Raw genomic sequence first — 26,666 nt, 5'->3', positions numbered from 1 at the left:
AGGGTTTTCCTTTAATCCGCGCCTTGACGGTGCAGTGGCCGCATTCCTATAGTGTGCACAAGTGGCGGAAAGTGGCATGAAGTGGGTTTTTTGAGCGCAAAACGCTAATATTTGGAGAAACGCTGACGTGTTTCGCGGAGCTAACGCTATCAGTCTCGATGCAAAGGGCCGTCTCGCCATGCCGAGCCGGTACCGTGACGAGCTCGTTTCGCGTAGTTCCGGCCAGCTGATCATCACAATTGATGCCGTTGATCCGTGTTTGTGTGTTTACCCCCTCGATGAGTGGGAAATTATCGAAACCAAACTGCGCGCACTGCCTTCGCTTCGCGAAGAGAACCGCCGCCTGCAACGTTTACTGATTGGTAATGCCGTCGACCTCGAACTCGATGGCAGTGGTCGTTTTCTGGTTCCGCCGCGTCTTCGTGAATATGCCAAGTTGGATAAACGCGCGATGTTGGTAGGCCAACTGAACAAGTTCCAATTGTGGGACGAGGATGCCTGGGATGCGGTTTCTGCCGCTGACCTGGCTGCTATTCAACAACCGGGCGCCATGCCTGATGAACTGCGTGATTTGATCCTGTGACTATTGATAGCGGCTTTAACCACATCACCGTACTGCTTGACGAAGCCGTGGAGGCTCTCGCCGTACGTCCTGATGGCTGCTATCTGGACGGCACGTTCGGGCGAGGCGGGCACAGTCGGTTGATCCTCAGCAAGCTGGGGCCCGATGGTCGAGTGCTCGGATTTGATAAAGATCCTCAAGCGATTGCCACCGGGCAAGCGCTAGCGGCCGAAGACGGCCGCTTTGTCGTTGTGCAGCGCAGCTTTGCCGAGCTCGGTTCTGAAGTCGCCGAACGCGGTCTGGACGGCAAGGTCAGCGGTGTTCTGCTTGACCTGGGCGTGTCCTCGCCACAGCTCGACGACCCTGAGCGCGGCTTCAGTTTTCTCAATGATGGCCCGCTCGACATGCGCATGGACCCGTCCCGCGGGATCAGCGCTGCCGAATTCGTCAACACCGCGCCGGTGGAAGAAATCGCCCGGGTGTTCAAGGAATACGGCGAAGAACGTTTTTCCGGCCGCATGGCCCGTGCTGTGGCCGAGCGTCGTGACATCAAGCCGTTCGAGCGCACGGGTGATCTGGCTGAAGTCCTGAAAGTTGCCAACCCTGCCTGGGAAAAGGGCAAGAACCCTGCAACCCGCGCGTTTCAGGGACTGCGTATTCACGTCAACAACGAACTGGGTGATCTGGAAGCCGGCCTTGAAGCCGCACTGGAGTCCCTGGAGATCGGCGGCCGTCTGGTGGTGATCAGCTTCCACTCGCTGGAAGACCGCATCGTCAAACTGTTCATGCGCAAACTGGTGAAAGGCGAAGCCGATAACCTGCCGCGCAACCTGCCGGTACGTCACGTCGCCTTCGAACCGAAAATCAAAGTCCATGGCAAAGCGCAGTCCGCCTCCGAGGCCGAACTCAAAGCCAACCCACGCTCCCGTAGCGCCGTCATGCGCGTCGCGGAGAAGCTGCGGTGAGCAAGCTTTTCGCCAAGCCACTTCCCGGCGGAAGCTTTTTCATGCTGCTGCTGTTTATCGGCGTGCTCGTGTCAGCCATCGGTGTCTCCTATAGCGCCCACTGGAACCGTCAGCTGTTGAACTCGCTGTATAACGAGTTGAGCGTGCGCGACAAGGCGCAGGCGGAATGGGGCCGGTTGATTCTCGAGCAGAGCACCTGGACCGCCCACAGCCGTATCGAAGTGCTGGCGACCGAGCAACTGAAGATGCGCATTCCTGGCGCCGCTGAAGTGCAGATGGTGGCGCCATGATGAAACTCGAAGGCGCACTGTTCCCATGGCGGTTCCGCCTGGTGCTGGGTTTGCTCGGCGTCATGGTGGCGGCGATTGCCTGGCGCATCATTGACCTGCAAGTGGTCGACCGTGCCTTCCTTAAAGGCCAGGGCGATGCGCGCAGCGTTCGTCATATTCCGATTCCGGCTCACCGTGGTCTGATCACCGACCGTAACGGCGAGCCTTTGGCCGTCAGTACGCCGGTCACCACCCTGTGGGCCAACGCCAAGGAAATGCAACTGGCCAAAGAAAAATGGCCTGCACTGGCGGCGGCTCTGGGGCAAGACCCTAAAGCCCTGGCTGAACGTCTCGAAGCTCAGGCCAACAAAGAATTCATTTACCTGGTGCGCGGGCTGACGCCTGAGCAGGGCCAGTCCGTGCTCGATCTGAAAGTGCCGGGCGTCTATGGCATCGAAGAGTTCCGGCGTTTCTATCCGGCCGGTGAAGTCACCGCCCACATGGTCGGATTTACCGACATCGATGACCACGGTCGAGAAGGTGTCGAGCTGGCCTATGACGAATGGCTCGCCGGGGTTGCCGGCAAGCGACAGGTCATCAAGGACCGGCGCGGTCGACTTATCAAAGATGTTCAGGTGACCAAAAACGCCAAGGCCGGCAAGCCCTTGGCGTTGTCCATTGACCTGCGCCTGCAATACCTGGCCAACCGTGAGTTGCGTAACGCAATCATCGAGAACGGCGCCAAGGCCGGCAGCCTGGTGATCATGGACGTGAAGACTGGCGAGATCCTCGCCATGGTCAACCAGCCGACCTACAACCCGAACAACCGTCGCAACCTGCAACCGGCGATGATGCGTAACCGCGCGATGATCGACGTGTTCGAACCGGGTTCGACCATGAAAGCGATCTCCATGAGCGCCGCCATCGAAACCGGTCGCTGGAAGCCAACCGACACTGTCGAGGTGTATCCGGGCTCCTTGCAGATTGGTAAATACACCATCAAGGACGTATCGAAGACCGAAGGCCCGGTGCTCGACCTGACCGGCATTCTGATCAATTCCAGTAACGTCGGCATGAGTAAGGTCGCGTTCGATATCGGCGGCGAAACGATTTTCCGTCTGGCGCAGAAAGTCGGCCTCGGCCAGGACACCGGCCTCGGCTTCCCGGGCGAGCGCGTCGGCAACCTGCCGAACTACCGCGAATGGCGCAAGGCTGAAACCGCCACGCTGTCTTATGGCTATGGTATTTCCGTGACGGCGATCCAGCTGGTCCACGCCTTCTCGGCCCTGGCCAACAATGGTCGCCTCGCGCCGCTGACGCTGATCAAAACCGACAAGGCGCCGCAGACCACGCAAGTGCTGCCCGAAGCGGTCGCGAAAACCATGCAAACCATGTTGCAACAAGTGATCGAAGCCCCGCGCGGCGTATTCCGTGCGCAGGTGCCGGCATATCACGTGGGCGGCAAGTCGGGTACCGCACGTAAAACGTCGGTTGGTACCAAAGGCTACGCCGAGAACTCCTACCGCTCGCTGTTCGCAGGCTTCGGTCCGATGAGCGACCCGCGTTACGCGATCGTCGTGGTGATTGATGAGCCGACCAAGGCCGGTTACTTCGGTGGCCTGGTATCGGCGCCGGTGTTCAGCAAAGTGATGTCCGGGACCTTGCGCCTGATGAACGTCACCCCGGACAACCTGCCGCCTGTTCAACAAGCCAATGCAACCCCGGTCATCCCGCTGAAAGCCAATGGAGGGCGCGGCTGATGTCTCTTAGTCTGAACAAGATTTTCGCCCACGCCGGTCGCGATCTGTTGATCCGCGAACTGACCCTGGACAGCCGCAACGTGCGGGCAGGCGATCTGTTTCTCGCCGTCCCTGGCGGCAAGTTTGACGGTCGTGCGCACATCGCCGACGCATTGCAGCGCGGTGCCGCGGCTGTGGCTTATGAAGTCGAAGGCGCTACCGTATTACCGATCACCGACGTGCCGCTGATCCCGGTCAAAGGCCTGGCGGCGCAGCTGTCGGACATCGCCGGGCGTTTTTACGGTGACCCGAGCCGTCACCTGAATCTGGTCGGCGTGACCGGCACCAATGGCAAAACCAGCGTGACGCAGTTGGTTGCGCAAGCCTTGGATTTGCTTGGCCAACATTGCGGTATCGTTGGCACGCTGGGCACCGGTTTCTACGGCGCGCTGGAAAGCGGCCTGCACACCACGCCGAACCCGATCGCCGTGCAAGCGACCCTCGCCGACCTGAAAAAGGCCGGCGCCAAAGCCGTGGCCATGGAAGTTTCTTCCCATGGCCTGGATCAGGGCCGCGTCACCGCGTTGGCGTTCGATGTGGCGGTGATGACCAACCTGTCCCGCGATCATCTGGATTACCACGGGACGATGGAGGCCTACGGCGAAGCCAAGGCCAAGCTGTTTGCCTGGAACGATTTGAAATGCCGGGTGATTAACCTCGACGACGATTTCGGCCGGCAACTGGCTGCCGAAAAGCGCGAGTCGCGACTGATCACCTACAGCCTGGAAGACTCCAGCGCCTACCTCTATTGCCGCGAAGCCCAGTTCGACGACGAAGGCGTGCGCGCCACGCTGGTCACGCCGCAAGGCGAGCACCATTTGCGCAGCACCTTGCTCGGTCGCTTCAACCTGAGCAACGTGTTGGCCGCGGTCGGTGCGTTGCTCGGCCTGGATTACGCACTGGACGAAATCCTCAAGGTCCTGCCGAAACTCGAAGGCCCGGCCGGTCGCATGCAGCGTCTTGGCGGCGGCACTCAGCCTTTGGTGGTGGTCGATTACGCCCACACACCGGATGCGCTGGAAAAAGTCTTGAGGGCCCTGCGTCCTCACGCCAAAGGCCGTTTGTTGTGCCTGTTCGGTTGCGGCGGTGATCGCGATCGCGGCAAGCGTCCGCTGATGGCTGAAGTGGTCGAGCGTCTGGCCGATGGCGTGCTGGTCACCGATGACAACCCGCGCACCGAAGACCCTGCAGTGATTTTCGATGACATCCGCGCCGGCTTCACGGCTGTGGATAAAGTCACCTTCGTTGCGGGTCGTGGTCAGGCGATTGCCCAGTTGATCGCCAGCGCTTCGGTGGATGACGTGATTGTCCTGGCCGGTAAAGGTCACGAGGACTATCAGGAAATCAACGGCCAACGCCATGACTTCTCCGATCTGGTCGAGGCCGATCACGCCTTGACCGCGTGGGAGGTGGCCCATGCTTAAAGCCTTGAAACTGAGCGAACTGACTGGCGCATTGAATGCCCGTCTGGTCTCTGTCGACGCGAGTTTCAATGGCGTCAGCATCGACAGCCGTGCGATCCAGCCAGGCCAACTCTTTATCGCCCTGACCGGCCCGCGTTTCGATGGTCATGACTATCTCAATGACGTTGCCGCAAAAGGCGCCGTGGCGGCGTTGGTCGAGCGTGAAGTGGCCGACAGCACACTGCCGCAACTGCTGGTCAACGACACCCGCCAGGCATTGGGCCAGTTGGGTGCGATGAATCGTGCTGCGTTTACCCACCCTGTGGCGGCGATTACCGGCTCCAGCGGCAAGACCACGGTCAAGGAAATGCTCGCAAGCATCCTGCGCACCCGTGGTCCGGTATTGGCAACCCGTGGCAACCTGAACAATGACCTCGGCGTTCCGCTGACCCTGCTCGAACTGGCGCCAGAACACACCGCCGCCGTGATCGAGCTGGGTGCTTCGCGGCTCGGCGAAATTGCCTACACCGTCGGCATGACCAAACCGCACGTGGCCATCCTCAATAATGCAGGGACCGCCCACGTCGGCGAGTTCGGTGGGCCGGAAAAAATCGTTGAAGCCAAAGGCGAGATCATCGAAGGGCTGGATGCCGATGGCGTCGCCGTGCTCAATCTTGACGACAAGGCGTTCGAAATCTGGAAGACCCGCGCCGCCGGTCGCAAAGTGCTGACCTTCGCACTCAGCAGCGTCAGCGCCGACTTCTATGCCAGCGACCTGGACCGCGACGCGCGCGGTTGCCCGGCCTTCAACCTACACAGTCCTGAAGGTGTGGAACGGGTTCAACTGAACCTGCTCGGCACCCATAACGTCGCCAATGCGATGGCCGCTGCCGCTGCCGCTCATGCCTTGGGCGTGTCGCTGTTCGGCATCGCCACCGGCCTCGGCGCGGTGCAACCGGTCAAGGGCCGCACCGTCGCGCAACTGGCCAGCAATGGCATGCGCGTCATCGATGACACTTACAACGCGAACCCCACCTCCATGTGCGCCGCCGTTGATATACTCGCCGGCTTTTCCGGCCGCACCGTTCTGGTGCTCGGGGATATCGGCGAGTTGGGCGATTGGGCGCAGCAGGGACATCGCGACGTGGGCGAGTACGCCCGTGGCAAGGTTTGCGCGCTGTATGCCGTCGGGCCAATGATGGTCCATGCCGTGAACGCTTTCGGCGAGCAGGCTTATCACTTCACCACTCAGGCTGAACTGATCAAGGCCCTGGGCGCCGAGCAAGACACAAACACCACCATTTTGATCAAGGGCTCGCGCAGCGCTGCGATGGAAAACATCGTCGCCGCTTTGTGCGGGACCCGTCTGGAGAAACATTAATGCTGCTGCTGCTAGCGGAGTATCTGCAACAGTTCTACAAAGGCTTCGCGGTCTTTCAGTACCTGACGCTGCGCGGGATCCTCGGTGTGCTGACCGCGCTGGTTTTGTCGCTGTGCTATGGCCCGTGGATGATCCGCACTTTGCAGAACCGTCAGATCGGCCAGTCCGTTCGCAACGACGGTCCACAATCGCACCTGTCCAAGTCGGGCACCCCGACCATGGGCGGCGCGCTGATTCTGTCGTCCATTGGCGTCAGCACTTTGCTTTGGGCTGATTTGAGCAACCGTTATGTCTGGACTGTGTTGCTGGTGACGTTGCTGTTCGGCGCCGTCGGTTGGGTCGACGACTACCGCAAAGTGATCGAGAAGAATTCCCGTGGCTTGCCGAGCCGCTGGAAGTATTTCTGGCAGTCGGTGTTCGGCCTCGGCGCAGCGATCTTCCTTTATATGACCGCCGCGACACCGGTCGAAACCACCCTGATCCTGCCGATGCTCAAGGACTACAGCATTCCGCTGGGCGCGGGCTTCATTGTCCTGACCTACTTCGTGATCGTCGGCTCGAGCAACGCGGTCAACCTGACCGATGGCCTCGACGGCCTGGCGATCATGCCGACCGTGATGGTGGGCGGTGGCCTGGGCATCTTCTGCTACCTGTCGGGTAACGTGAAGTTCGCTGAATACCTGCTGATCCCTTATGTACCGGGCGCAGGCGAGCTAATCGTGTTCTGCGGTGCGTTGATCGGTGCGGGCCTCGGGTTCCTCTGGTTCAACACCTACCCGGCGCAAGTCTTCATGGGCGACGTCGGCGCACTGGCGCTGGGCGCGGCCCTGGGCACCATCGCGGTCATCGTCCGTCAGGAAATCGTCCTGTTCATCATGGGCGGCGTGTTCGTGATGGAGACCCTGTCGGTCGTCATCCAGGTTGCTTCCTTCAAGCTGACCGGTCGCCGCGTGTTCCGCATGGCACCGATTCACCACCACTTTGAACTCAAGGGCTGGCCCGAGCCGCGTGTGATCGTCCGTTTCTGGATCATCACCGTGATTCTCGTACTGGTCGGCCTTGCCACCCTGAAGCTGAGGTAGAACGAGTGTCTCTGATCGCTTCTGACCACTTCCGCATCGTTGTCGGCCTCGGCAAGAGCGGCATGTCCCTGGTTCGCTTCCTGGCGAACCGGGGCACGTCGTTTGCTGTCGCCGATACGCGGGAAAATCCACCGGAACTGGCCACGCTCAAGCGTGACTATCCGCACGTGGAAGTGCGTTGTGGCGAGCTGGACGTCGAATTTCTGTGCCGTGCCGACGAGCTCTACGTGAGCCCCGGCCTGGCCCTGGCGACCCCGGCGCTGCAGGCCGCCGCCGCCCGTGGCGTGAAATTGTCCGGTGACATCGAGTTGTTCGCGCGTAACGCGAAAGCGCCGATCGTCGCCATCAGCGGTTCCAACGCGAAAAGCACCGTCACCACGCTGGTTGGCGAAATGGCGGCTGCGGCTGGCAAGCGCGTCGCCGTCGGCGGCAACCTCGGCACGCCGGCGCTGGACCTGCTCAGCGACGACGTCGAGCTGTACGTGATGGAGCTGTCGAGCTTCCAGCTGGAAACCACCGACCACCTCGGTGCCGAAGTGGCGACTGTGCTCAACGTCAGCGAAGACCACATGGACCGTTACAGCGGTCTGCCGGCCTATCACCTGGCCAAGCATCGGATCTTCCGTGGCGCCAAACAGTTTGTGGTCAACCGTCAGGACGCCCTGAGTCGTCCGTTGATGGGCGAGGGCCAGCCGTGCTGGACCTTCGGCTTGAGCAAACCCGATTTCAAGGCCTTTGGTATTCGGGAAGAAGACGGCGAGAAATACCTGGCCTTCGAATTCCAGAACCTGATGCCGGTGCGCGATCTGAAAATTCGCGGTGCGCATAACCAGTCCAACGCCCTGGCGGCATTGGCCCTGGGGCACGCCGTCGGCCTGCCGTTCGACGCCATGCTCTTGAGCCTGCGCACTTTCGCCGGTCTGGAACATCGCTGCCAGTGGGTCCGTGACCTCGACGGCGTGAGCTACTACAACGATTCCAAAGCCACCAACGTCGGTGCCGCACTGGCGGCCATCGAAGGTCTGGGTGCGGACATCGACGGCAAACTCGTGCTGATCGCCGGCGGCGACGGCAAGGGCGCCGAGTTCAAGGATTTGCGTGATCCGGTGGCGGCCAACTGCCGCGCTGTGGTGTTGATGGGCCGTGATTCCGAGCTGATCGGTCAGGCCATCGGCGACACCGTGCCACTGATTCGCGTCAACTCGCTGATCGAAGCGGTCGAGCAATGCCGCGCCATCGCAGAAAAGGGCGATGCCGTGCTGCTGTCACCGGCCTGCGCCAGTTTCGACATGTTCAAGAACTACGAAGATCGCGGTCACCAGTTTGTCCGCGCCGTGGAGGACTTGGCATGAGCCTGCGAAATATCATCAAGCCGTACCCGTCGCCGATCATCACCGGGCGCGGCATCGACCTCGACTTCCCGATGCTCGCCGGCTGCCTGGCATTGCTCGGCCTGGGGTTGGTCATGATTGCATCGGCTTCGACCGAAGTGGCGGCAGTGCAGTCGGGCAGTGCCCTGTATTACATGATTCGCCACCTCATCTATATCGTGTTGGGCCTGGGTGCCTGCATCGTCACCATGATGATTCCGATTGCGACCTGGCAACGCCTGGGCTGGCTGATGCTGATCGGCGCGTTCGGTTTGCTGGTGATGGTGATCATCCCGGGGATCGGCCGTGAAGTGAACGGTTCGATGCGCTGGATCGGTTTCAGTTTCTTCAACGTTCAGCCGTCGGAAATCGCCAAGGTATTTGTCGTTATTTACCTCGCTGGTTACCTCGTGCGTCGTCAGAAAGAAGTCCGCGAAAGCTGGATGGGTTTCTTCAAGCCATTCATCGTGCTGCTGCCAATGGCCGGCCTGTTGCTGATGGAGCCAGACTTCGGTGCCACCGTCGTGATGATGGGTGCCGCTGCGGCGATGCTGTTCCTCGGCGGCGTCGGGTTGTTCCGTTTTTCCTTGATGGTTGTGCTCGCGGTCGCCGCGGTGGTGCTGTTGATTCAAGTGCAGCCGTATCGAATGGCACGTCTGACCAACTTTGCGGATCCGTGGGCTGACCAGTTCGGTGCCGGCTATCAGTTGTCTCAAGCATTGATCGCTTTCGGTCGCGGCGAATGGCTGGGCGTGGGCCTGGGCAACAGCGTGCAGAAACAGTTCTACCTGCCGGAAGCCCACACCGACTTCGTGTTCTCGGTCCTGGCCGAAGAGCTCGGCGCCGTGGGTTCCTTGTGCACCGTCGCGCTGTTCGTGTTTGTCTGTATTCGCGGCATGTACATCGGTTATTGGGCCGAGAAGGCCAAGCAATTCTTCGCCGCCTACATCGCCTATGGTTTGTCGTTCCTGTGGATTGGTCAGTTCCTGATCAACATCGGGGTGAACGTCGGCCTGCTACCGACCAAAGGCCTGACCCTGCCGTTCCTCAGTTATGGCGGCAGTTCGTTGGTGATCTGCTGTGCCTGTCTCGGCTTGTTGCTGCGCATCGAATGGGAGAGTCGAACCCATCTGGGCAGTGAAGAGATGGAGTTCCATGAGAGCGACTTCGCCGAGGAGCCGACCCATGGGCGCTAACGTATTGATCATGGCGGGCGGCACCGGCGGCCACGTGTTCCCGGCGCTGGCCTGTGCCCATGAGTTCCAGGCCCGCGGTTACACCGTGCACTGGCTCGGGACCCCGCGCGGCATCGAGAACGACCTGGTGCCGATGGCCGGTATCGAGTTGCACCGGATCAATGCCAGCGGTCTGCGCGGCAAGGGCAAATTGTCCCTGCTCAAGGCACCGTTCATGTTGCTCAAATCCATCTGGCAGGCGCGGGCGATCATTCGCCAGCTGCAGCCGGTGTGCGTCGTCGGCTTCGGTGGTTATGTGACTGGCCCTGGTGGCGTTGCAGCCAAACTGGCCGGCGTACCGGTGATCGTTCATGAACAGAACGCCGTGGCGGGTACCGCCAATCGGTTGCTGGTGCCGTTGGCCGCCCGAGTCTGTGAAGCGTTCCCCGACACCTTTACCCTGTCGGACAGCCGACGGACCACCGGTAACCCGGTGCGCACCGAGCTGTTCCTCGACACACCGCGACCAGCCCTGGCCGGTCGCAAGGCGCGTTTGCTGATCCTGGGCGGAAGCCTGGGCGCAGAACCGTTGAACAAGTTGCTGCCTGAAGCCCTGTCGCAAGTCGCCCCCGACCTGCGCCCGGAAGTGTTTCATCAGGCCGGCAAAAACCACGATGAAGTGACTGCAGAGCGCTATCGCGCGGCTGGCGTCGAGGCGCAAGTGCAGCCTTTCATCAAAGACATGGCCCAAGCCTATGGCTGGGCCGACCTGGTGGTATGTCGCGCAGGCGCGCTGACCATCAGTGAACTGGCTGCCGCCGGTCTGCCCTCGATGCTGGTGCCTTTGCCCCACGCGATCGACGATCACCAGACCCGCAACGCCGATTATTTGGCCCGTGAAGGCGCTGCCTTCCTGATGCCGCAAAGAACGACTGGCGCAACGGATCTTGCCGCACGCCTGACAGAGGTCCTGATGCAACCGCAACGACTCAATGAGATGGCCACCGCGGCACGCCGCCTGGCCAAACCCGATGCTACCCGTAACGTGGTCGATACCTGCCTGGAGGTGGCCCATGGTTGAGAATCAGAAAGCCATGCCGCAACCGGAAATGCGCCGCATCCGTCGCATCCACTTCGTCGGTATCGGCGGCGTGGGCATGTGCGGGATTGCCGAGGTGTTGCTGAACCTGGGCTATGAAGTGTCCGGTTCCGACCTGAAGGCTTCGCCGGTGACCGAGCGTCTCGAATCCTTCGGTGCCCAGATCTTTATCGGCCACCGTGCCGAGAACGCCGCGAACGCCGATGTACTGGTGACGTCGAGTGCCGTGAACACCTCCAACCCGGAAGTCGCCACCGCCCTGGAACGCCGGATTCCGGTGGTGCCGCGTGCAGAAATGCTGGCTGAGCTGATGCGCTACCGCCACGGCATCGCCGTTGCCGGCACGCACGGCAAAACCACTACCACCAGCCTGATCGCTTCGGTGTTCGCCGCCGGTGGCCTGGACCCGACATTCGTCATCGGTGGCCGTCTGAATGCGGCGGGTACCAATGCCCAGCTCGGCACCAGCCGCTACCTGATCGCCGAAGCCGACGAAAGCGACGCCAGTTTCCTGCACTTGCAGCCGCTGGTGGCCGTGGTCACCAACATCGACGCCGATCACATGGCGACCTACGACGGTGACTTCAACAAACTGAAGAAAACCTTCGTTGAGTTCCTTCACAACCTGCCGTTCTACGGTCTGGCGGTGGTGTGCCTGGACGATCCGGTGGTGCGTGAAATCCTGCCACTGGTCAAACGCCCGACCGTCACTTACGGCTTCGGCGAAGACGCCGACGTGCGCGCCATCAATGTACGCCAGCAAGGCATGCAGACCTTCTTCACTGTGCTGCGTCCAGACCGCGAGCCGCTGGATGTTTCGGTGAACATGCCGGGCAACCACAACGTGCTCAACGCGCTGGCCACCATTTGCATCGCCACCGACGAGGGCGTCAGCGATGAAGCCATCGTCCAGGGCTTGTCCGGGTTCCAGGGTGTCGGCCGTCGCTTCCAGGTCTACGGCGAACTGCCGGTAGAGGGCGGCAACGTCATGCTGGTCGACGACTACGGTCACCACCCGACCGAAGTCGCCGCCGTGATCAAAGCCGTGCGCGGTGGCTGGCCGGAGCGTCGTCTGGTGATGGTCTACCAGCCGCACCGCTACAGCCGTACTCGCGACCTGTACGACGATTTCGTCCAGGTATTGGCCGATGCCAACGTCTTGCTGTTGATGGAAGTCTATCCGGCCGGTGAAGAGCCGATCCCGGGCGCCGACAGCCGTCAGTTGTGCCACAGCATCCGCCAGCGCGGTCAGCTCGACCCGATCTACATCGAGCGCGGTGTCGATCTTGCGCCGCTGGTCAAGCCGCTGCTGCGTGCCGGCGACATTCTGCTGTGCCAAGGCGCCGGTGATATCGGCGGCCTCGCACCAAAACTGTTGAAGAGTCCGTTGTTCGCTGGCGCGGTTGCCGCGCCAAGCGTGGGGAAGTTGAAATGACTGCTGCTTACGCCAACCTCGTCTCCACGATCGCGCCGAAAGACTTCGGCCGCGTCGCCGTGCTGTTCGGCGGCAAGAGTGCCGAGCGTGAGGTGTCCCTGAAGTCGGGTAACGCTGTTCTCGACGCGCTGCTAAGTGCCGGTGTGGACGCGTTCGGCCTCGACGTGGGCGATGACCTGTTGCAGCGACTGCTGAACGAAAAGATCGACCGCGCCTTCATCATTCTCCACGGTCGTGGCGGTGAAGACGGCAGCATGCAAGGCCTGCTGGAATGCCTGGGCATTCCGTACACCGGTAGCGGCATCCTGGCCTCGGCACTGGCCATGGACAAGCTGCGTACCAAGCAGGTCTGGCACAGCCTCGGCATTCCGACGCCACGCCACGCGGTGCTGAGTTCCGAGGCCGATTGTATTTCGGCGGCGACGGAACTGGGCTTCCCATTGATCGTCAAACCGGCTCATGAAGGTTCAAGTATCGGGATGGCCAAAGTGACTTCCTCTCCTGCGTTGATCGACGCGTGGAAAGCGGCCAGTACCTACGATTCGCAAGTGTTGGTTGAGCAATGGATTCAAGGTCCGGAGTTCACCATCGCCACCCTGCGTGACCAGGTGTTGCCACCGATTGCCCTGGGCACGACGCACAGTTTCTATGACTACGACGCCAAGTACGTGGCTTCCGATACCCAGTACCGGATCCCGTGCGGGCTCGACAGAAACAAGGAAAAAGAACTGATGGACCTCACGGCGAAAGCCTGTGAGGCGCTGGGTATCGCCGGTTGGGGCAGGGCAGACGTGATGCAGGACGCCGACGGGCAGTTCTGGTTCCTGGAAGTCAACACCGCACCGGGCATGACCGATCACAGTCTGGTGCCGATGGCGGCCCGTGCTGCCGGCCTGGATTTCCAGCAACTGGTACTGGCGATTCTGGCCGCGAGTGTTGAGGCAAGAGGTTAAGAACATGCAAGGCGCACAGTTAAGACATCAGCCACCCGCACCCGGCCGCAAGCCGGTGCCGCGGGGTGCCAGCCGAATGGTGGCCAAAGAGCCGATGTCCGCGCGCCTGCCGAAAGCCAATTTTGGTTTTCTCAAAAGCCTGTTCTGGCCCGTGTTGCTGGTCGCGCTGGGGTTCGGCACTTACGAAGGCGCACAGCGTTTGCTGCCGTACGCCGACCGGCCGATCACCAAGGTCGCGGTGCAGGGCGACCTGAGTTACATCAGCCAGCAAGCGGTGCAGCAGCGGATCGCCCCGTACGTGGCGTCGAGCTTCTTCACCATCGACCTGGCGAGCATGCGCACCGAGCTGGAACAGATGCCATGGATTGCCCACGCCGAAGTGCGCAGGGTATGGCCGGATCAAGTGGTGATCCGCCTGGAAGAACAACTGCCGGTGGCCCGTTGGGGCGATGAATCGCTGTTGAACAACCAGGGGCAGGCGTTCACCCCGCGTGAGCTGGCGAACTACGAACACTTGCCACAGCTGTTCGGCCCACAACGGGCTCAACAGCAAGTGATGCAGCAATACCAGGTGCTGAGCCAGATGCTCAGGCCGTTGGGCTTCTCGATTGCACGCCTGGAGTTGCGTGAACGAGGCAGCTGGTTCCTGACCACCGGCGCCGGCAGCGCGGGCCCGGGAATCGAACTGCTGCTGGGACGCGGCAACCTGGTGGAAAAGATGCGCCGCTTCATTGCCATCTATGACAAGACGCTCAAAGAACAGATTACGAACATTGCGCGCATCGATCTGCGCTACGCCAACGGCCTCGCTGTTGGCTGGCGGGAACCTGTAGCGCCCACGACAGCCCAACCCGCTGTCGCGAAGAATTAAGAAGAGGCAGGACCCATGGCAAACGTGCAAAGCGGCAAAATGATCGTCGGTCTCGATATCGGCACCTCCAAGGTGGTGGCGCTGGTAGGCGAGGTCTCGGACGACGGCACGCTGGAAATCGTCGGGATCGGCACTCATCCGTCCCGCGGCCTGAAGAAGGGCGTGGTGGTGAACATCGAGTCCACCGTGCAGTCGATCCAGCGCGCGATCGAAGAAGCGCAGCTGATGGCCGGTTGCCGCATCCACTCGGCGTTCGTCGGCGTGGCCGGCAATCACATCCGCAGCCTGAACTCCCACGGCATCGTGGCGATTCGGGATCGCGAAGTCAGCTCCGCCGACCTTGAGCGCGTGCTCGACGCCGCCCAGGCCGTGGCAATCCCGGCTGACCAGCGCGTGCTGCACACCCTGCCGCAGGATTACGTGATCGATAACCAGGAAGGCGTTCGTGAGCCGCTGGGCATGTCCGGCGTGCGTCTGGAAGCCAAGGTCCACGTGGTCACCTGCGCCGTCAACGCCGCACAGAACATTGAAAAATGCGTGCGCCGCTGCGGTCTGGAAATCGACGACATCATTCTCGAGCAACTGGCGTCCGCGTATTCGGTCCTGACCGATGACGAGAAAGAGCTGGGCGTGTGCCTGGTGGACATCGGCGGCGGCACCACCGACATCGCGATCTTCACCGAAGGCGCGATCCGTCACACCGCGGTGATCCCGATTGCGGGCGACCAGGTGACCAACGACATCGCCATGGCGTTGCGCACCCCGACCCAGTACGCCGAAGAAATCAAGATTCGCTACGCCTGCGCCCTGGCCAAACTGGCCGGTGCCGGTGAAACCATCAAGGTTCCAAGCGTTGGCGACCGTCCACCGCGCGAGCTGTCCCGCCAGGCACTGGCCGAAGTGGTCGAGCCGCGTTACGACGAGCTGTTCACGCTGATCCAGGCCGAGCTGCGTCGCAGCGGCTACGAAGACCTGATCCCGGCCGGCATCGTGCTGACCGGCGGTACTTCGAAAATGGAAGGCGCGGTCGAACTGGCCGAAGAAATCTTCCACATGCCGGTCCGCCTGGGCGTGCCCCATGGCGTCAAGGGCCTGGATGACGTGGTCCGCAACCCGATTTATTCCACCGGCGTTGGCCTGTTGATGTACGGCCTGCAGAAGCAGTCCGACGGGATTTCGTTCTCGGGCATCAGCAGCCGCGACAGTTACAACAACGAAGAACCGAAAGCCGCCTTGCTCGATCGCATCAAGAGCTGGGTACAAGGCAATTTCTAAAGATTTACCGCAGCACCGTTGTAGATACAGGCAGTAGGCGAAAAAACTAGAGAAATGAAAGGAGAGGGAAAATGTTCGAACTCGTAGACAACATCCCCGCAAGCCCGGTTATTAAAGTTATCGGTGTTGGCGGAGGCGGCGGCAACGCTGTCAATCACATGGTCAAGAGCAACATTGAAGGCGTTGAATTCATCTGCGCCAACACTGATGCCCAGGCGCTGAAATCCATCGGCGCGCGGACCATCCTGCAACTGGGCACCGGCGTGACCAAAGGTCTCGGCGCTGGCGCCAACCCTGAAGTAGGTCGTCAGGCCGCTCTCGAAGACCGTGAGCGCATTGCCGAAGTCCTGCAGGGCACCAACATGGTGTTCATCACCACCGGCATGGGCGGTGGTACCGGTACCGGTGCTGCGCCGATCATTGCTGAAGTGGCCAAGGAAATGGGGATTCTCACCGTTGCGGTGGTGACTCGTCCGTTCCCGTTCGAAGGTCGCAAGCGTATGCAGATCGCTGACGAAGGTATTCGTCTGCTGTCTGAAAGCGTCGACTCGTTGATCACCATTCCCAACGAGAAGCTGCTGACCATCCTTGGTAAAGACGCAAGCCTCTTGTCGGCTTTCGCCAAGGCCGACGATGTACTGGCCGGTGCCGTTCGCGGTATCTCCGACATCATCAAGCGTCCAGGCATGATCAACGTCGACTTTGCCGACGTGCGTACCGTGATGAGCGAAATGGGCATGGCGATGATGGGCACTGGCTGCGCCAGCGGTCCGAACCGTGCACGTGAGGCCACCGAAGCGGCCATTCGCAACCCGCTGCTGGAAGACGTGAACCTGCAAGGCGCACGCGGCATCCTGGTGAACATCACCGCCGGTCCTGACCTGTCTCTGGGTGAGTACTCGGATGTGGGTAGCATCATCGAAGCCTTTGCTTCCGAGCACGCGATGGTCAAGGTCGGTACCGTTATCGATCCGGACATGCGCGATGAGTTGCACGTGACTGTGGTTGCCACTGGTCTGGGCGCGAAAATCGAGAAGCCTGTGAAGGTCATCGACAACACCGTTCACACCTCCATGGCCTCCCAGCCGCAACAATCGGCTCCCGCTCGTCAGGAAGCGCCAGCGGTGAACTACCGTGACCTGGACCGTCCGACCGTCATGCGCAACCAGGCTCAGGCCGGTGCTGCGACTGCCGCGAAGATGAATCCGCAAGATGACCTGGACTACCTGGATATCCCGGCTTTCCTGCGTCGTCAGGCCGATTAATGGAATGTATCAGGGCTATGAAGGTGATTGGTGTTCAGCAAAGGTCTGGTCTGCTATCATCGCCAGCCTTTGTTGATACCAGTTCGCAATTTGCGCTGAAGCGGCCCAAGCCATGATTAAACAACGCACACTGAAAAATATTATCCGTGCTACAGGTGTAGGCCTGCACTCCGGGGAGAAGGTATACCTGACCCTCAAGCCTGCACCTATCGACACCGGCATTGTGTTTGTTCGTGCCGACCTCGACCCTGTGGTGCAGATTCCTGCCCGCGCGGAAAACGTTGGTGAAACCACGATGTCGACCACATTGGTCAGTGGTGACACCAAAGTGGATACGGTGGAGCACTTGCTCTCGGCCATGGCTGGCCTGGGCATCGATAACGCCTACGTCGAGCTCTCCGCGTCCGAAGTTCCGATCATGGATGGTAGCGCTGGACCCTTCGTATTTCTGATTCAATCGGCCGGCCTGGAAGAACAGGACGCAGCCAAGAAGTTCATCCGGATCCTGCGGGAAGTGACAGTGGAAGACGGCGACAAGCGCGCCACTTTCGTCCCTTTCGAAGGTTTCAAAGTGAGCTTCGAGATCGATTTCGATCACCCGGTTTTCCGTGACCGCACACAAAGTGCAAGCGTGGATTTTTCCAGCACTTCGTTCGTAAAAGAAGTCAGCCGCGCCCGTACCTTTGGTTTCATGAGTGACATCGAGTACCTGCGCAAGCACAACCTCGCACTCGGCGGCAGCGTTGAAAACGCTATTGTGGTCGACGCGGATGGTGTACTGAACGAAGACGGCCTTCGCTATGAAGACGAATTCGTGAAGCACAAGATCCTCGATGCAATTGGTGACCTCTACCTGCTGGGCAATAGCCTGATTGGTGAGTTCAAGGGCTTCAAGTCCGGACATGCATTGAACAACCAGCTGCTGCGCAAGTTGATTGAGCAGACAGATGCTTGGGAAGTCGTGACTTTCGAAGACGCCAGCACTGCACCGATCTCTTACATGCGTCCCGTCGCGGCCGTGTAAGTAAAAAACCTCTCTAGTTTTTTAAAGGCTACCTTCGGGTGGCCTTTTTTTATGTCTTGGCACCAGAAGATCAAAAGATCGCAGCCTTCGGCAGCTCCTACAGGGAAACGCATTCAAAATGTAGGAGCTGCCGAAGGCTGCGATCTTTTGATCTTGCTTTAGTCCGCGCTAACCACCCGATTACGCCCACCCTCCTTGGCCTGATACAGCGCTTTGTCCGCGGCAAACAGCAACTGCTCCAAGATGATCTCTTTCGCCGTCGTCCAGGTGCTGATCCCAATACTGACAGTCATCGGCGATTCGGCACTTTCTACCAACGGCAACTGCTCCACCGCTGCACGGATGTGCTCGGCAATCTGCTGCGCCCCCGCGCCGTCGGTTTCCGCAAGAATCACCGAAAACTCCTCGCCGCCATAACGAGCGACCAGGTCAGCCGGTCGTCGGACGTGAGCACTGATGACCTTGGCCAGTGACCGCAGGGCATCGTCGCCGCCCTGATGGCCATGGCGATCGTTGAACGCTTTGAAGTGATCAGCATCGATCATCAGCACTGACAGCGGCTGGCCAGACCGTTGGGCGCGAAACCACTCATGGCGCAGGGCCTGATCCAGCGTTCGGCGGTTGGCCAGGCCGGTCAAGGCATCGGTGGCCGCCAGTTGCGCCAGTTCCTGCTCGGCGTGATGACGCAGGCGCAATTCCCGGCTGAGCAACCAGGTCAGCCACAGCAGGCTGACGCACAGCGCGATGGTCGCAAGGCTGACCACCACCGCCGTGCGCTTCCATGACGCAAACACCTCATCACTGGACAGCGCCACAATGACGATCAACGGCAAGTTGCCGACCCTTGAGAACGTGTACAGGCGCTCATCCTGGTAGCGGCTTGAAACACCGGTGAAACTACCGTTGCCTTCTTTGACGATGCGCTGGAAGTTGGGGCGGTTGCTGAAGTCCTTGCCGATCAGCTCTTCGGCCAGACGAGGCTCCTGGGCCAGAAGAATTCCATCGGTGCTGATCAGGTTGACCGAGCTGTCACGACCGATACTCAAACTATTGAACAACTGATCGAAGTAACTCAAGCGCATGGCCGCTTCGGCCACCCCGAGGAATTCGCCCTGTGTGCCGCTGACCCGGCGACTGAAACTGATGCGCCACTCATGTTCGGCCTGCCTGGAGCGGAAGGGGCGGCTGATGAACATGCTCGGGTCGCGATTGTTCACATGGGACTGGAAGTATTCGCGGTCGGCAAAGTTTCCTTTTCTGGGTTCCACCGAGGCCGAGTCGGCAGTCACGTTGCCCTGTTTGTCGAGCAACAAAATATCGCCCTTGTATGGCGCAGCGGTGGCGCGGTCGAACAAGGCCAAATGGCGGATGGCCGGGGAAACGGCTTTCAGGTCTTCACGCTGCGAGGCGGCGATCAAACCGAGCAAGGACAAGTCATAGAGTTCGACATTGCGCAGCACGTCGGCGTCGATCAATTGCACGATATTGGAGGCTGAGCGAGTGGCCGACAGTTCGGCATTGGCGCGTTCACGGATCAGCAGGAAGGCGACGATGCTCAGGATGGCAATCACCAACAGCAAACTGCTGAGAACCAGAAGTCGTTCTGATCGCGTCGAACGGATCGGAAAGAGAGATATCGCACTGCTCACACTCATGGTTCTGACTTCTGCTAATGAGGCGTTATGAAAGTTCTTTTGCAAGAATCGGGCAGAGTCCCAGAAACCGGTGCGTTCACAGCGCCTGTATAAATCCCGTACAAAAAAAAGGCCAGCAAAACGTGCTGGCCTTTTACTTATTGAAGCTTAGAAGACATTGAACGGGTAGTCGACGACCCCCGCTATTCATCTGCCTCTATTCACGAGGACATCCATCGTTGCAGCTGCTGCAATGAACCGTCGGTGTAGTGACGAAAAAAAGCCGCTGATAGCAGCGGCTTGAAGACAACTTTTCAAAGGGAAGAGCCGATGAAAAGTGTCGAGGGAAACAGAGCGAAGACGCTGGATCAGCTGTCTTTCTCGACCCGTGGCTGGGCCTGAATGGTCGACGCTTGAGGGGGTTGCGCAGCGTCTGGCGCCTTGGCCGTCATTTCGCTCTGATACTCGTCGAACGCCGCGGCGCGCGCTGCGTTGTGCGTGACGAAGGTCTGCGACTCTTCAGCCATGGCGAGCGGGGAGAGGAACAACGAGGACAAAACGAAAGCGCTGGCAATACCCATAGTGTTGGACATCTTTAAAACCTTCTTGCTTGGCAAGTGCTGTTTGGTGCGGCAAAGATAAGGGGCTTTAGAGAAGGGAAAAAGAGTGGATTCATGAAAGGACTGTTGCAATAAGAGCAAAGATCGCAGCCTTCGGCAGCTCCTACAGTTGGAATGCGTTCCTCTGTAGGAGCTGCCGAAGGCTGCGATCTTTTAGGTAACGGTCAGACGGGGAGGTGGATGCCGAAGGTATTCATGCCGTGATCGCTGCGCACGAATACATCACCGCCATGCATCAGCGCAATCGCCTTGACGATCGCCAGCCCCAGGCCGTGGTTGTTGCCGCTGTTGCTGCGCGAGGCATCGACCCGATAGAAACGCTCGAACAGGCGCGGCAGGTGCTCGCTGGCAATCGGCGAACCCGGGTTCGCCACACCAATGCTGACCTGATGCTCCTCGACCTCGATCCGCACCTGAATCACTTGCCCGGGTTCTGTGTGCTGCACCGCATTGCTCAACAAGTTGATCAACGCCCGGCGCAGGTGAGCAATCTCGATCCGCACCTGCGCATCACCACTGACCTGCACCTGAACCTGCGCGTCTTCGAGGATGAAATCCAGGTACTCCAACGTCGTCGCCACTTCATCGGCCAGTGAGGTAGACGTCAGTTTGGTGGCCTTGCTGCCCTGATCGGCACTGGCGAGGAACAGCATGTCGTTGATGATCGAACGCAGTCGTTCCAGCTCTTCGAGGTTTGATTGCAGCACTTCGAAGTAATGCTCGGCCGAACGTCCGCGAGTCAGCGCCACCTGGGTCTGGCCGATCAGGTTGGTCAGCGGCGAGCGCAGTTCGTGGGCGACGTCGGCGTTGAACGATTCAAGGCGCGAGTAGGCCTGTTCGACCCGCTCCAGCGTGGAGTTGAACGAGTTGACGAACTGATTGAGTTCCGGCGGCAACGACGACAATCGCAGACGCCCGGAGCGCAAGGGGGGCGCCAGTCGCTGGGCTTCCTGGGACAACTTGATCAATGGCTTGAGGCCGATCCGCGCCACCCAATAACCGAGGGCCGAGGCCAGCAGCACACCAATAATCGCCAGACTGATCAGCGCAATCAATAAATGGTGCTGAGTCTGCAGAAACGTCTCGGTATCGATGCCGATCATGAAGCGCAGCGGCGGACGTTGGTCCTTGGCCGGGAACTGGCTGACCAGCACTTTCAGCGGGTAAGGCTGGTCCGGCAGATTCAGGTCGCGCATGCCCAGCGGCCCTTCGGCAAAGGCGCGGATCTGCGGCGTCAGGTTGCCGTATTCGTAGTGTGGATCGCCGCTGATGATCCAGAAACTGATGCGCTTGTCTTCTTCGCCGAGCAGCTTGAGCTTGTTGTTGATCTTCACCCAATGCTCGGGGGTGCCGTAACGTCCGACCGTGGATTCGAGCACGCTGTAACGCGCGTCCAGCTCTGCTTCGGGCAACAGGCCCAAGCCTTTATCGACCTGCTGGTACAACGCCCAGCCGATCAACAAAAACACCAGCAGCGCCACCAGCGTAAACATCCCGCTCAGGCGCAGCGCAATCGAATTACTGGACACCGCGGCTCTCCAGCACATAACCCATGCCACGAATCGTGTGCAGCAGTTTCTCGTCAAACGGCCCGTCGAGCTTGGCCCGCAGGCGTTTGATCGCGACTTCGACGACGTTGGCGTCGCTGTCGAAATTGATGTCCCAGACCATTTCGGCAATCGCCGTTTTCGAGAGGATTTCACCTTGCCGACGGGCCAGCACGCTAAGCAGCGAGAACTCCTTGGCGGTCAGGTCCAGACGAGTGCCGGCGCGGGTGGCCTTGCGGCTGATCAAATCGATCCACAGGTCGGCGATGCTCACTTGCACTGGTTCATGGCCACCGCTGCGGCGTGTCAGCGCTTGCAGGCGCGCCACCAGTTCAAGGAAGGAAAACGGTTTGCCCAGGTAATCGTCGGCGCCATCGCGCAGGCCTTTGATGCGGTCTTCCACACGCTCGCGGGCGGTGAGCATGATCACCGGGGTTTGCTTGCGCGCACGCAATGCGCGCAGTACACCGAAGCCATCGAGGCCCGGCAACATCACGTCGAGGACGATCACCGCGTAGTCGCTCTCCAGCGACAGATGCAGGCCTTCGACGCCATCGCGCGCCAGGTCCACGGTGTATCCCTGTTCTGTCAGACCGCGGTGCAGATAATCCGCGGTTTTTTCCTCGTCTTCGATAATCAGAACGCGCATGACCCCGCCTCAGTCTGTGGTCGCCAGCGCCGGCAATGGTGCTGGTTCGGGCCGATGGAACAGCCGCTCAAGCCACAAGTATATGACCGGAGTGGTAAACAGCGTCAGCGCCTGGCTCACCAGCAAGCCGCCAACCACCGCGATCCCCAAGGGCTGGCGCAGTTCGGCGCCGGTGCCGTAACCGAGCATCAGCGGCAGGGCGCCGAGCAGGGCAGCGAGGGTGGTCATGATGATTGGCCGGAACCGCGTGATACAGGCCTGGTAAATCGCTTCTTCCGGTGGCAGGCCACCTTTGCGCTGGGCTTCGAGGGCGAAGTCGATCATCAGAATGCCGTTTTTCTTCACGATCCCGATCAATAGCACCAACCCGATCAGCGCCATGATCGAAAAGTCCTGCCCGCAAATCCACAACATGATCACCGCCCCGAGCCCCGCTGACGGCAGCGTCGAGATGATGGTCAATGGATGGACGAAGCTCTCGTAGAGCACGCCGAGAATGATGTACACCGCCACCAGCGCCGCCAGAATCAGCCATGGCTGGCTGGCCAGCGAACTCTGGAAGGCCTGCGCCGCACCCTGGAAGTTGCCGCTCATGGCCGCCGGCATGCCGATTTCGGCTTTGGCCTGGTTGAGCATGATGACGGCATCGCCCAACGCCACACCGGGCGCGAGGTTGAACGACAGGTTGGCGGCCGGGAACATGCCATCATGGGCGATGGACAGCGGGCCGACGGTCGGCGCATCGAATTTCGCCAGGGCCGACAGCGGCACCATTTCCCCGCTCAGGGGCGAGCGCAGGTAGAAATAGTTGAGGCTTTCGGCCTTGCCACGTTGCTTGGTGTCCAGCTCCAGGATCACGTTGTACTGGTTGATCTGGGTCTGGAATTCGTTGATCTGGCGCTGGCCGAAGGCGTCGTACAGCGCTTCGTCGACATCGCTGGCGGTCAGGCCGAAACGCGCGGCGGCGCTGCGGTCGATGCTGATATGGGTGATGCTGCCGCCCAGTTGCAGGTCATTGGAGATGTCGCGGAAGGCCGGGTTGCTGCGCAGCTTTTCCGTGAGGCGTTGGGTCCAAGTGCTGAGCGTCGCGCCGTCGTTGCTCTTGAGCACGTATTGGTACTGAGCGCGACTCGGGCCGGAGCTGAGGTTGATGTCCTGGCCGGCGCGCAGGTACAGCACGATGCCCGGGACTTTCATCAGTTGCGGACGAATCCGGTCAATGAACTGGCTGGCGGAGACGTCGCGGTCGCCGCGTTTTTTCAGGGAGATCCAGAAGCGACCGTTGGCGATGGTCTGGTTACTGCCAGAGACGCCGACCGAGTGGGAAAACGCTTGAACCGCCGGATCCGCGGCGACGATTTCAGCCATCGCGAGGTGTTTTTTTACCATGTCGCCGTAGGAAATATCGGCGGCGGCTTCGGTGGTGCCGAGGACAAACCCGGTGTCCTGCACGGGGAAGAAGCCTTTGGGGATGAAGATGTACCCGGCGATGGCCAGACCGAGGGACAGGCAGAACACCCCGATCATCAGCTTCTGGTGGGCGAGGGCGCGGCGCAGAAGTTTTTCATAGCCTGCCAGCAAGCGTTCGCCAAACGTGGGTTTGCTGTGGGCGTGATGCACCGGCGCGCGCATGAACAGCGCGGCGAGCGTCGGCGCCAAGGTTAGCGAGACCACCACCGAAATCATGATCGTCGAAGTGGCGGTCAGGGCGAATTCCTTGAACAGTCGCCCGACCACGCCGCCCATGAACAGCAACGGAATAAACGCCGCCACCAGCGAAAAGCTGATGGAGACCACGGTGAAACCAATCTCGCCGGCACCTTTGATTGCCGCCTCGCGCATGCCGTCACCAGCCTCAAGGTGACGGTGAATGTTCTCCACCACCACAATCGCATCGTCGACCACAAACCCCACGGCCACCACGATCGCTACCAGCGTCAGGTTGTTCAGGCTGAAACCCATGATGTACATCAGGGCGAAACTGGCGACCAGCGAAACACCCAACACGGCGGACACGATCAGGGTCGCCGACCACTGGCGCAGGAACAGCGCCATCACCGCCACCACCAGCATGATCGCGATCAGCAGGGTGACTTCCACTTCGTGCAGCGAGGCGCGGATGGTCTGGGTGCGGTCGACCAGCACTTTGACCTGCACTGACGCCGGCAGCATGGCTTCGAGGCCGGGCAAGGCGGCCTGAATGCGATCCACGGTTTCGACGATGTTGGCGCCCGGTTGCCGGGAAATCACCAGGTTCACCCCAGGCTTATCACCGGCCCAGGCTTGCACGTAGGCATCTTCCGAACCGTTGACGACTTTGGCCACATCCTTCAGGTGAACTGGGGCACCGTCCTTGTAGGAAACGATGAGTTGGCTGTATTCCTCAGGATGGAACAACTGGTCGTTGGTCGACAGCGTCGAAATGCTCGACTCGCCATACAACGCACCTTTGGCCAGGTTGAGGCTGGTGTTCTGGATCGCCAGACGAATGTCCGCCAGGGTCAGGCCGATGGCAGCTAGTTTGTCAGCCGAGGCTTGAACGCGGATCGCCGGACGTTGCTGACCGGTGATGTTGATTTGGCCTACACCGTCGATCTGACTGATCTGACGGGAGAGCAAGGTTTCCACCAAGTCGCTGAGTTCGGTGCCGGGCATTTGGGTCGAGTTGACGCTGAGGATCAGCACCGGGCTGTCGGCCGGGTTGACCTTGCGCCAGGTCGGCAGGGTCGGCATGTCCTTGGGCAGTTTGCCGGCGGCGGTGTTGATCGCGGCCTGGACTTCCTGAGCGGCGGTGTCGATGCTTTTGTCGAGGGTGAATTGCAGGGTCAGGTTGGTCGAGCCCAAGGCGCTGCTCGACGTCATCTGGGTCACGCCGGGGATGGCGCTGAATTGCACTTCAAGGGGCGTGGCCACCGATGAAGCCATGGTCTCCGGGCTGGCGCCGGGGAGTTGCGCGGCCACCTGGATGGTCGGGAATTCGGCTTCCGGCAATGGCGCGATCGGCAGTCGCGGAAAGGCGATGACACCGAGCAATACGAGGGCAAAGGTCAGCAGGATCGTCGCGACCGGATGATCGATGCACCATGCGGAAACCGAGCCGTGGCCCTTCATGGTTTAGGCTCCGATTGGACCACTTGCGCAGGCTCGGTCAGTACCTGGACCGTCGAACCGGGCTTGAGTCTCGACTGGCCGTCGCTGACCAATATGTCGCCGGGTTTCACCCCTTTGATGATGTCCTGACCGCTGCCTTGATAGACCATCTGCACCTGGACGGTTTCGACCTTGTCACCGTTGACCCGGTAGACGAAGTGTTGATCGAGCCCACGTTGTACGACGGTGGGCGGTACCACCAGCGCATCTTTTTCCAGCGCTGTCTGAATTTTTACCGTCACCAACAGACCCGGCCAGAGCTTTTGCCCTGGGTTATTGAATTCAGCCTTGGCGCGGATGGTGCCGGTGTTGGCGTTGATCTGGTTGTCGATCAGGGTCAGATGACCTTCACCCAGCAGGTTGCCGGTTTCGCCATCGGTATCGGCGCCGATGTAGGCCTTTACTTGCGCACGTTGTGGGTCGCCGATCAGGCCTTGCAAGGTTGGCAGCATTTGCTGCGGCAGGGAAAACTCCACGGCGATCGGGTCGATCTGGGTCACCGTGAACAGGCCTTGGGTGTCGGTCATGCGCAGGAAGTTTCCTTCGTCTACCGTGCGAATCCCGACGCGGCCGGTGACCGGGGAGCGGATCTGTGTGTAGGAAAGCTGCACCTGAGCGGCGTCGATCGACGCCTGATTGCCTTGGGCAGTGGCCTTGAGCTGGTTGACCAGGGCTTGCTGCTGATCGTAAGTCTGCTTGGACACGCCATCGTCGACACTCAGCAGTTTGTAGCGCTTGAGGTTGACCAGCGCCACTTGCAGCTGCGCCTGGCTTTCGCCCAGTTGCGCGCGGGCCTGGTCGAGGCTGGCGCGGATCGAGCGGTCGTCGATGGTGGCCAGCAGGTCACCTTTGTTGACCAGTTGGCCTTCCTTGACCAGGATTTTGGTGAGGATACCGTCGATTTGCGGGCGCACCACGACGCTGTGCAGGGACAGCACCGAGCCGATGCCGCTGACGTAACGAGGGACGTCTTTTTCGGCCACATTGACCACGCGCACCGGGATGGCGGTGGGGGCTGCGAGTTTCGCCGTGGCAGGTTTGGTGAGGTACCAGGTGCCCAGCGCTGCGAGGGCAATCAGCAGACCTGCGATGAAGGCGGTTTTTTTCTGAATTCGCATGCGAGTGGGGCGCCGGGGCT

General features: G+C 60.4%; 22 protein-coding genes. 16 read left to right on the top strand and 6 right to left on the bottom strand.

Annotation, left to right across the window (positions count from 1 at the left end):
- Positions 1-127 precede the first annotated feature (127 nt).
- The 16 genes from mraZ (at position 128) to lpxC (ending at position 17,928) form a co-directional block, all read left to right on the top strand.
- Positions 128-583 (top strand): division/cell wall cluster transcriptional repressor MraZ, encoded by a 456-nt coding sequence (mraZ, locus tag ACYZUD_RS17840; RefSeq protein WP_201120587.1) that lies wholly within the window; start codon positions 128-130, stop codon positions 581-583.
- On the top strand, positions 580-1,527 hold the full coding sequence (rsmH, locus tag ACYZUD_RS17835) for a 16S rRNA (cytosine(1402)-N(4))-methyltransferase RsmH (RefSeq protein WP_462019485.1): 948 nt from the start codon (positions 580-582) through the stop codon (positions 1,525-1,527). Before mraZ ends, rsmH begins: the two co-directional genes overlap by 4 nt.
- Positions 1,524-1,817, top strand: coding sequence for a cell division protein FtsL (gene ftsL / locus ACYZUD_RS17830; RefSeq protein WP_003205353.1), 294 nt, complete (start codon positions 1,524-1,526; stop codon positions 1,815-1,817). The genes rsmH and ftsL overlap by 4 nt, the downstream gene beginning before the upstream one ends.
- Entirely contained in the window at positions 1,817-3,556 is a 1,740-nt protein-coding gene (locus ACYZUD_RS17825; protein ID WP_462025061.1) for a peptidoglycan D,D-transpeptidase FtsI family protein, read from the top strand. The genes ftsL and ACYZUD_RS17825 overlap by 1 nt, the downstream gene beginning before the upstream one ends.
- Complete coding sequence (locus tag ACYZUD_RS17820; RefSeq protein WP_462019484.1) at positions 3,556-5,019, top strand: UDP-N-acetylmuramoyl-L-alanyl-D-glutamate--2,6-diaminopimelate ligase; 1,464 nt, start codon at positions 3,556-3,558, stop codon at positions 5,017-5,019. The genes ACYZUD_RS17825 and ACYZUD_RS17820 overlap by 1 nt, the downstream gene beginning before the upstream one ends.
- Positions 5,012-6,379, top strand: a complete 1,368-nt coding sequence (locus tag ACYZUD_RS17815) for a UDP-N-acetylmuramoyl-tripeptide--D-alanyl-D-alanine ligase (RefSeq protein ID WP_462019483.1) — start codon at positions 5,012-5,014, stop codon at positions 6,377-6,379. Before ACYZUD_RS17820 ends, ACYZUD_RS17815 begins: the two co-directional genes overlap by 8 nt.
- Positions 6,379-7,461 carry a phospho-N-acetylmuramoyl-pentapeptide-transferase gene (mraY, locus tag ACYZUD_RS17810; protein WP_462019482.1) on the top strand — a complete coding sequence of 361 codons (1,083 nt, stop codon included), beginning with the start codon at positions 6,379-6,381 and terminating at the stop codon, positions 7,459-7,461. Before ACYZUD_RS17815 ends, mraY begins: the two co-directional genes overlap by 1 nt.
- 5 nt (positions 7,462-7,466) lie before the next feature.
- Positions 7,467-8,813, top strand: a complete 1,347-nt coding sequence (murD, locus tag ACYZUD_RS17805) for a UDP-N-acetylmuramoyl-L-alanine--D-glutamate ligase (protein WP_462019480.1) — start codon at positions 7,467-7,469, stop codon at positions 8,811-8,813.
- Positions 8,810-10,027, top strand: a complete 1,218-nt coding sequence (gene ftsW / locus ACYZUD_RS17800) for a putative lipid II flippase FtsW (protein ID WP_462019479.1) — start codon at positions 8,810-8,812, stop codon at positions 10,025-10,027. The genes murD and ftsW overlap by 4 nt, the downstream gene beginning before the upstream one ends.
- Positions 10,017-11,087 carry an undecaprenyldiphospho-muramoylpentapeptide beta-N-acetylglucosaminyltransferase gene (murG, locus tag ACYZUD_RS17795; RefSeq protein ID WP_462019478.1) on the top strand — a complete coding sequence of 357 codons (1,071 nt, stop codon included), beginning with the start codon at positions 10,017-10,019 and terminating at the stop codon, positions 11,085-11,087. The genes ftsW and murG overlap by 11 nt, the downstream gene beginning before the upstream one ends.
- A complete protein-coding gene (gene murC / locus ACYZUD_RS17790) occupies positions 11,080-12,540 on the top strand; it encodes a UDP-N-acetylmuramate--L-alanine ligase (RefSeq protein ID WP_462019477.1) in 1,461 nt (486 codons plus the stop codon). Before murG ends, murC begins: the two co-directional genes overlap by 8 nt.
- Positions 12,537-13,493 (top strand): D-alanine--D-alanine ligase, encoded by a 957-nt coding sequence (locus ACYZUD_RS17785; protein WP_462019476.1) that lies wholly within the window; start codon positions 12,537-12,539, stop codon positions 13,491-13,493. The genes murC and ACYZUD_RS17785 overlap by 4 nt, the downstream gene beginning before the upstream one ends.
- Before the next feature lie 4 nt (positions 13,494-13,497).
- Positions 13,498-14,364: a cell division protein FtsQ/DivIB gene (locus tag ACYZUD_RS17780; RefSeq protein WP_462019475.1), complete on the top strand. Its 867-nt coding sequence runs from the start codon at positions 13,498-13,500 to the stop codon at positions 14,362-14,364.
- 15 nt (positions 14,365-14,379) lie between these two features.
- Positions 14,380-15,639, top strand: a complete 1,260-nt coding sequence (gene ftsA, locus ACYZUD_RS17775; protein WP_462019474.1) for a cell division protein FtsA — start codon at positions 14,380-14,382, stop codon at positions 15,637-15,639.
- 71 nt (positions 15,640-15,710) lie between these two features.
- Positions 15,711-16,904 (top strand): cell division protein FtsZ, encoded by a 1,194-nt coding sequence (gene ftsZ / locus ACYZUD_RS17770; RefSeq protein ID WP_017340680.1) that lies wholly within the window; start codon positions 15,711-15,713, stop codon positions 16,902-16,904.
- Positions 16,905-17,016: 112 nt separating this feature from the next.
- A complete protein-coding gene (lpxC, locus tag ACYZUD_RS17765; RefSeq protein ID WP_095130494.1) occupies positions 17,017-17,928 on the top strand; it encodes a UDP-3-O-acyl-N-acetylglucosamine deacetylase in 912 nt (303 codons plus the stop codon).
- A gap of 158 nt (positions 17,929-18,086) precedes the next feature.
- On the opposite strand, the gene ACYZUD_RS17760 is transcribed toward lpxC, so the two are convergent.
- From ACYZUD_RS17760 to ACYZUD_RS17735, 6 genes are all read right to left on the bottom strand, one after another.
- On the bottom strand, positions 18,087-19,583 hold the full coding sequence (locus ACYZUD_RS17760; RefSeq protein WP_462019473.1) for a diguanylate cyclase: 1,497 nt from the start codon (positions 19,581-19,583) through the stop codon (positions 18,087-18,089).
- A 347-nt stretch (positions 19,584-19,930) separates the two neighbouring features.
- Complete coding sequence (locus tag ACYZUD_RS17755; protein WP_462019472.1) at positions 19,931-20,155, bottom strand: hypothetical protein; 225 nt, start codon at positions 20,153-20,155, stop codon at positions 19,931-19,933.
- Between the two features lie 191 nt (positions 20,156-20,346).
- The gene (locus ACYZUD_RS17750) at positions 20,347-21,711 is read right to left on the bottom strand and encodes a heavy metal sensor histidine kinase (RefSeq protein WP_462019471.1); all 1,365 of its coding nucleotides are present in this window, start codon (positions 21,709-21,711) and stop codon (positions 20,347-20,349) included.
- Positions 21,701-22,378 (bottom strand): heavy metal response regulator transcription factor, encoded by a 678-nt coding sequence (locus ACYZUD_RS17745; protein WP_462019470.1) that lies wholly within the window; start codon positions 22,376-22,378, stop codon positions 21,701-21,703. Before ACYZUD_RS17745 ends, ACYZUD_RS17750 begins: the two co-directional genes overlap by 11 nt.
- Positions 22,379-22,387: 9 nt before the next feature.
- Positions 22,388-25,489: a multidrug efflux RND transporter permease subunit gene (locus tag ACYZUD_RS17740; protein WP_462019469.1), complete on the bottom strand. Its 3,102-nt coding sequence runs from the start codon at positions 25,487-25,489 to the stop codon at positions 22,388-22,390.
- The gene (locus tag ACYZUD_RS17735; RefSeq protein ID WP_462019468.1) at positions 25,486-26,646 is read right to left on the bottom strand and encodes an efflux RND transporter periplasmic adaptor subunit; all 1,161 of its coding nucleotides are present in this window, start codon (positions 26,644-26,646) and stop codon (positions 25,486-25,488) included. Before ACYZUD_RS17735 ends, ACYZUD_RS17740 begins: the two co-directional genes overlap by 4 nt.
- Positions 26,647-26,666 lie beyond the last annotated feature (20 nt).

It is taken from the genome of Pseudomonas sp. XS1P51, assembly GCF_054897845.1.
The sequence above is the reverse complement of the archived record's forward strand: the minus strand, read 5'-3'. Positions and strand labels throughout refer to the sequence as shown.

What these genes read in the sequence shown, in the direction of transcription:
- ACYZUD_RS17825 (WP_462025061.1), top strand. Translation starts at nt 1,817, where the DNA reads ATGAAACTCGAAGGCGCACTGTTCCCATGGCGGTTCCGCCTGGTGCTG.
- ACYZUD_RS17820 (WP_462019484.1), top strand. Translation starts at nt 3,556, where the DNA reads ATGTCTCTTAGTCTGAACAAGATTTTCGCCCACGCCGGTCGCGATCTG.
- ACYZUD_RS17815 (WP_462019483.1), top strand. Translation starts at nt 5,012, where the DNA reads ATGCTTAAAGCCTTGAAACTGAGCGAACTGACTGGCGCATTGAATGCC.
- mraY (WP_462019482.1), top strand. Translation starts at nt 6,379, where the DNA reads ATGCTGCTGCTGCTAGCGGAGTATCTGCAACAGTTCTACAAAGGCTTC.
- ftsW (WP_462019479.1), top strand. Translation starts at nt 8,810, where the DNA reads ATGAGCCTGCGAAATATCATCAAGCCGTACCCGTCGCCGATCATCACC.
- murG (WP_462019478.1), top strand. Translation starts at nt 10,017, where the DNA reads ATGGGCGCTAACGTATTGATCATGGCGGGCGGCACCGGCGGCCACGTG.
- murC (WP_462019477.1), top strand. Translation starts at nt 11,080, where the DNA reads ATGGTTGAGAATCAGAAAGCCATGCCGCAACCGGAAATGCGCCGCATC.
- ACYZUD_RS17785 (WP_462019476.1), top strand. Translation starts at nt 12,537, where the DNA reads ATGACTGCTGCTTACGCCAACCTCGTCTCCACGATCGCGCCGAAAGAC.
- ACYZUD_RS17780 (WP_462019475.1), top strand. Translation starts at nt 13,498, where the DNA reads ATGCAAGGCGCACAGTTAAGACATCAGCCACCCGCACCCGGCCGCAAG.
- ftsA (WP_462019474.1), top strand. Translation starts at nt 14,380, where the DNA reads ATGGCAAACGTGCAAAGCGGCAAAATGATCGTCGGTCTCGATATCGGC.
- ftsZ (WP_017340680.1), top strand. Translation starts at nt 15,711, where the DNA reads ATGTTCGAACTCGTAGACAACATCCCCGCAAGCCCGGTTATTAAAGTT.
- lpxC (WP_095130494.1), top strand. Translation starts at nt 17,017, where the DNA reads ATGATTAAACAACGCACACTGAAAAATATTATCCGTGCTACAGGTGTA.
- ACYZUD_RS17760 (WP_462019473.1), bottom strand. Translation starts at nt 19,583, where the DNA reads ATGAGTGTGAGCAGTGCGATATCTCTCTTTCCGATCCGTTCGACGCGA.
- ACYZUD_RS17755 (WP_462019472.1), bottom strand. Translation starts at nt 20,155, where the DNA reads ATGTCCAACACTATGGGTATTGCCAGCGCTTTCGTTTTGTCCTCGTTG.
- ACYZUD_RS17745 (WP_462019470.1), bottom strand. Translation starts at nt 22,378, where the DNA reads ATGCGCGTTCTGATTATCGAAGACGAGGAAAAAACCGCGGATTATCTG.
- ACYZUD_RS17740 (WP_462019469.1), bottom strand. Translation starts at nt 25,489, where the DNA reads ATGAAGGGCCACGGCTCGGTTTCCGCATGGTGCATCGATCATCCGGTC.
- ACYZUD_RS17735 (WP_462019468.1), bottom strand. Translation starts at nt 26,646, where the DNA reads ATGCGAATTCAGAAAAAAACCGCCTTCATCGCAGGTCTGCTGATTGCC.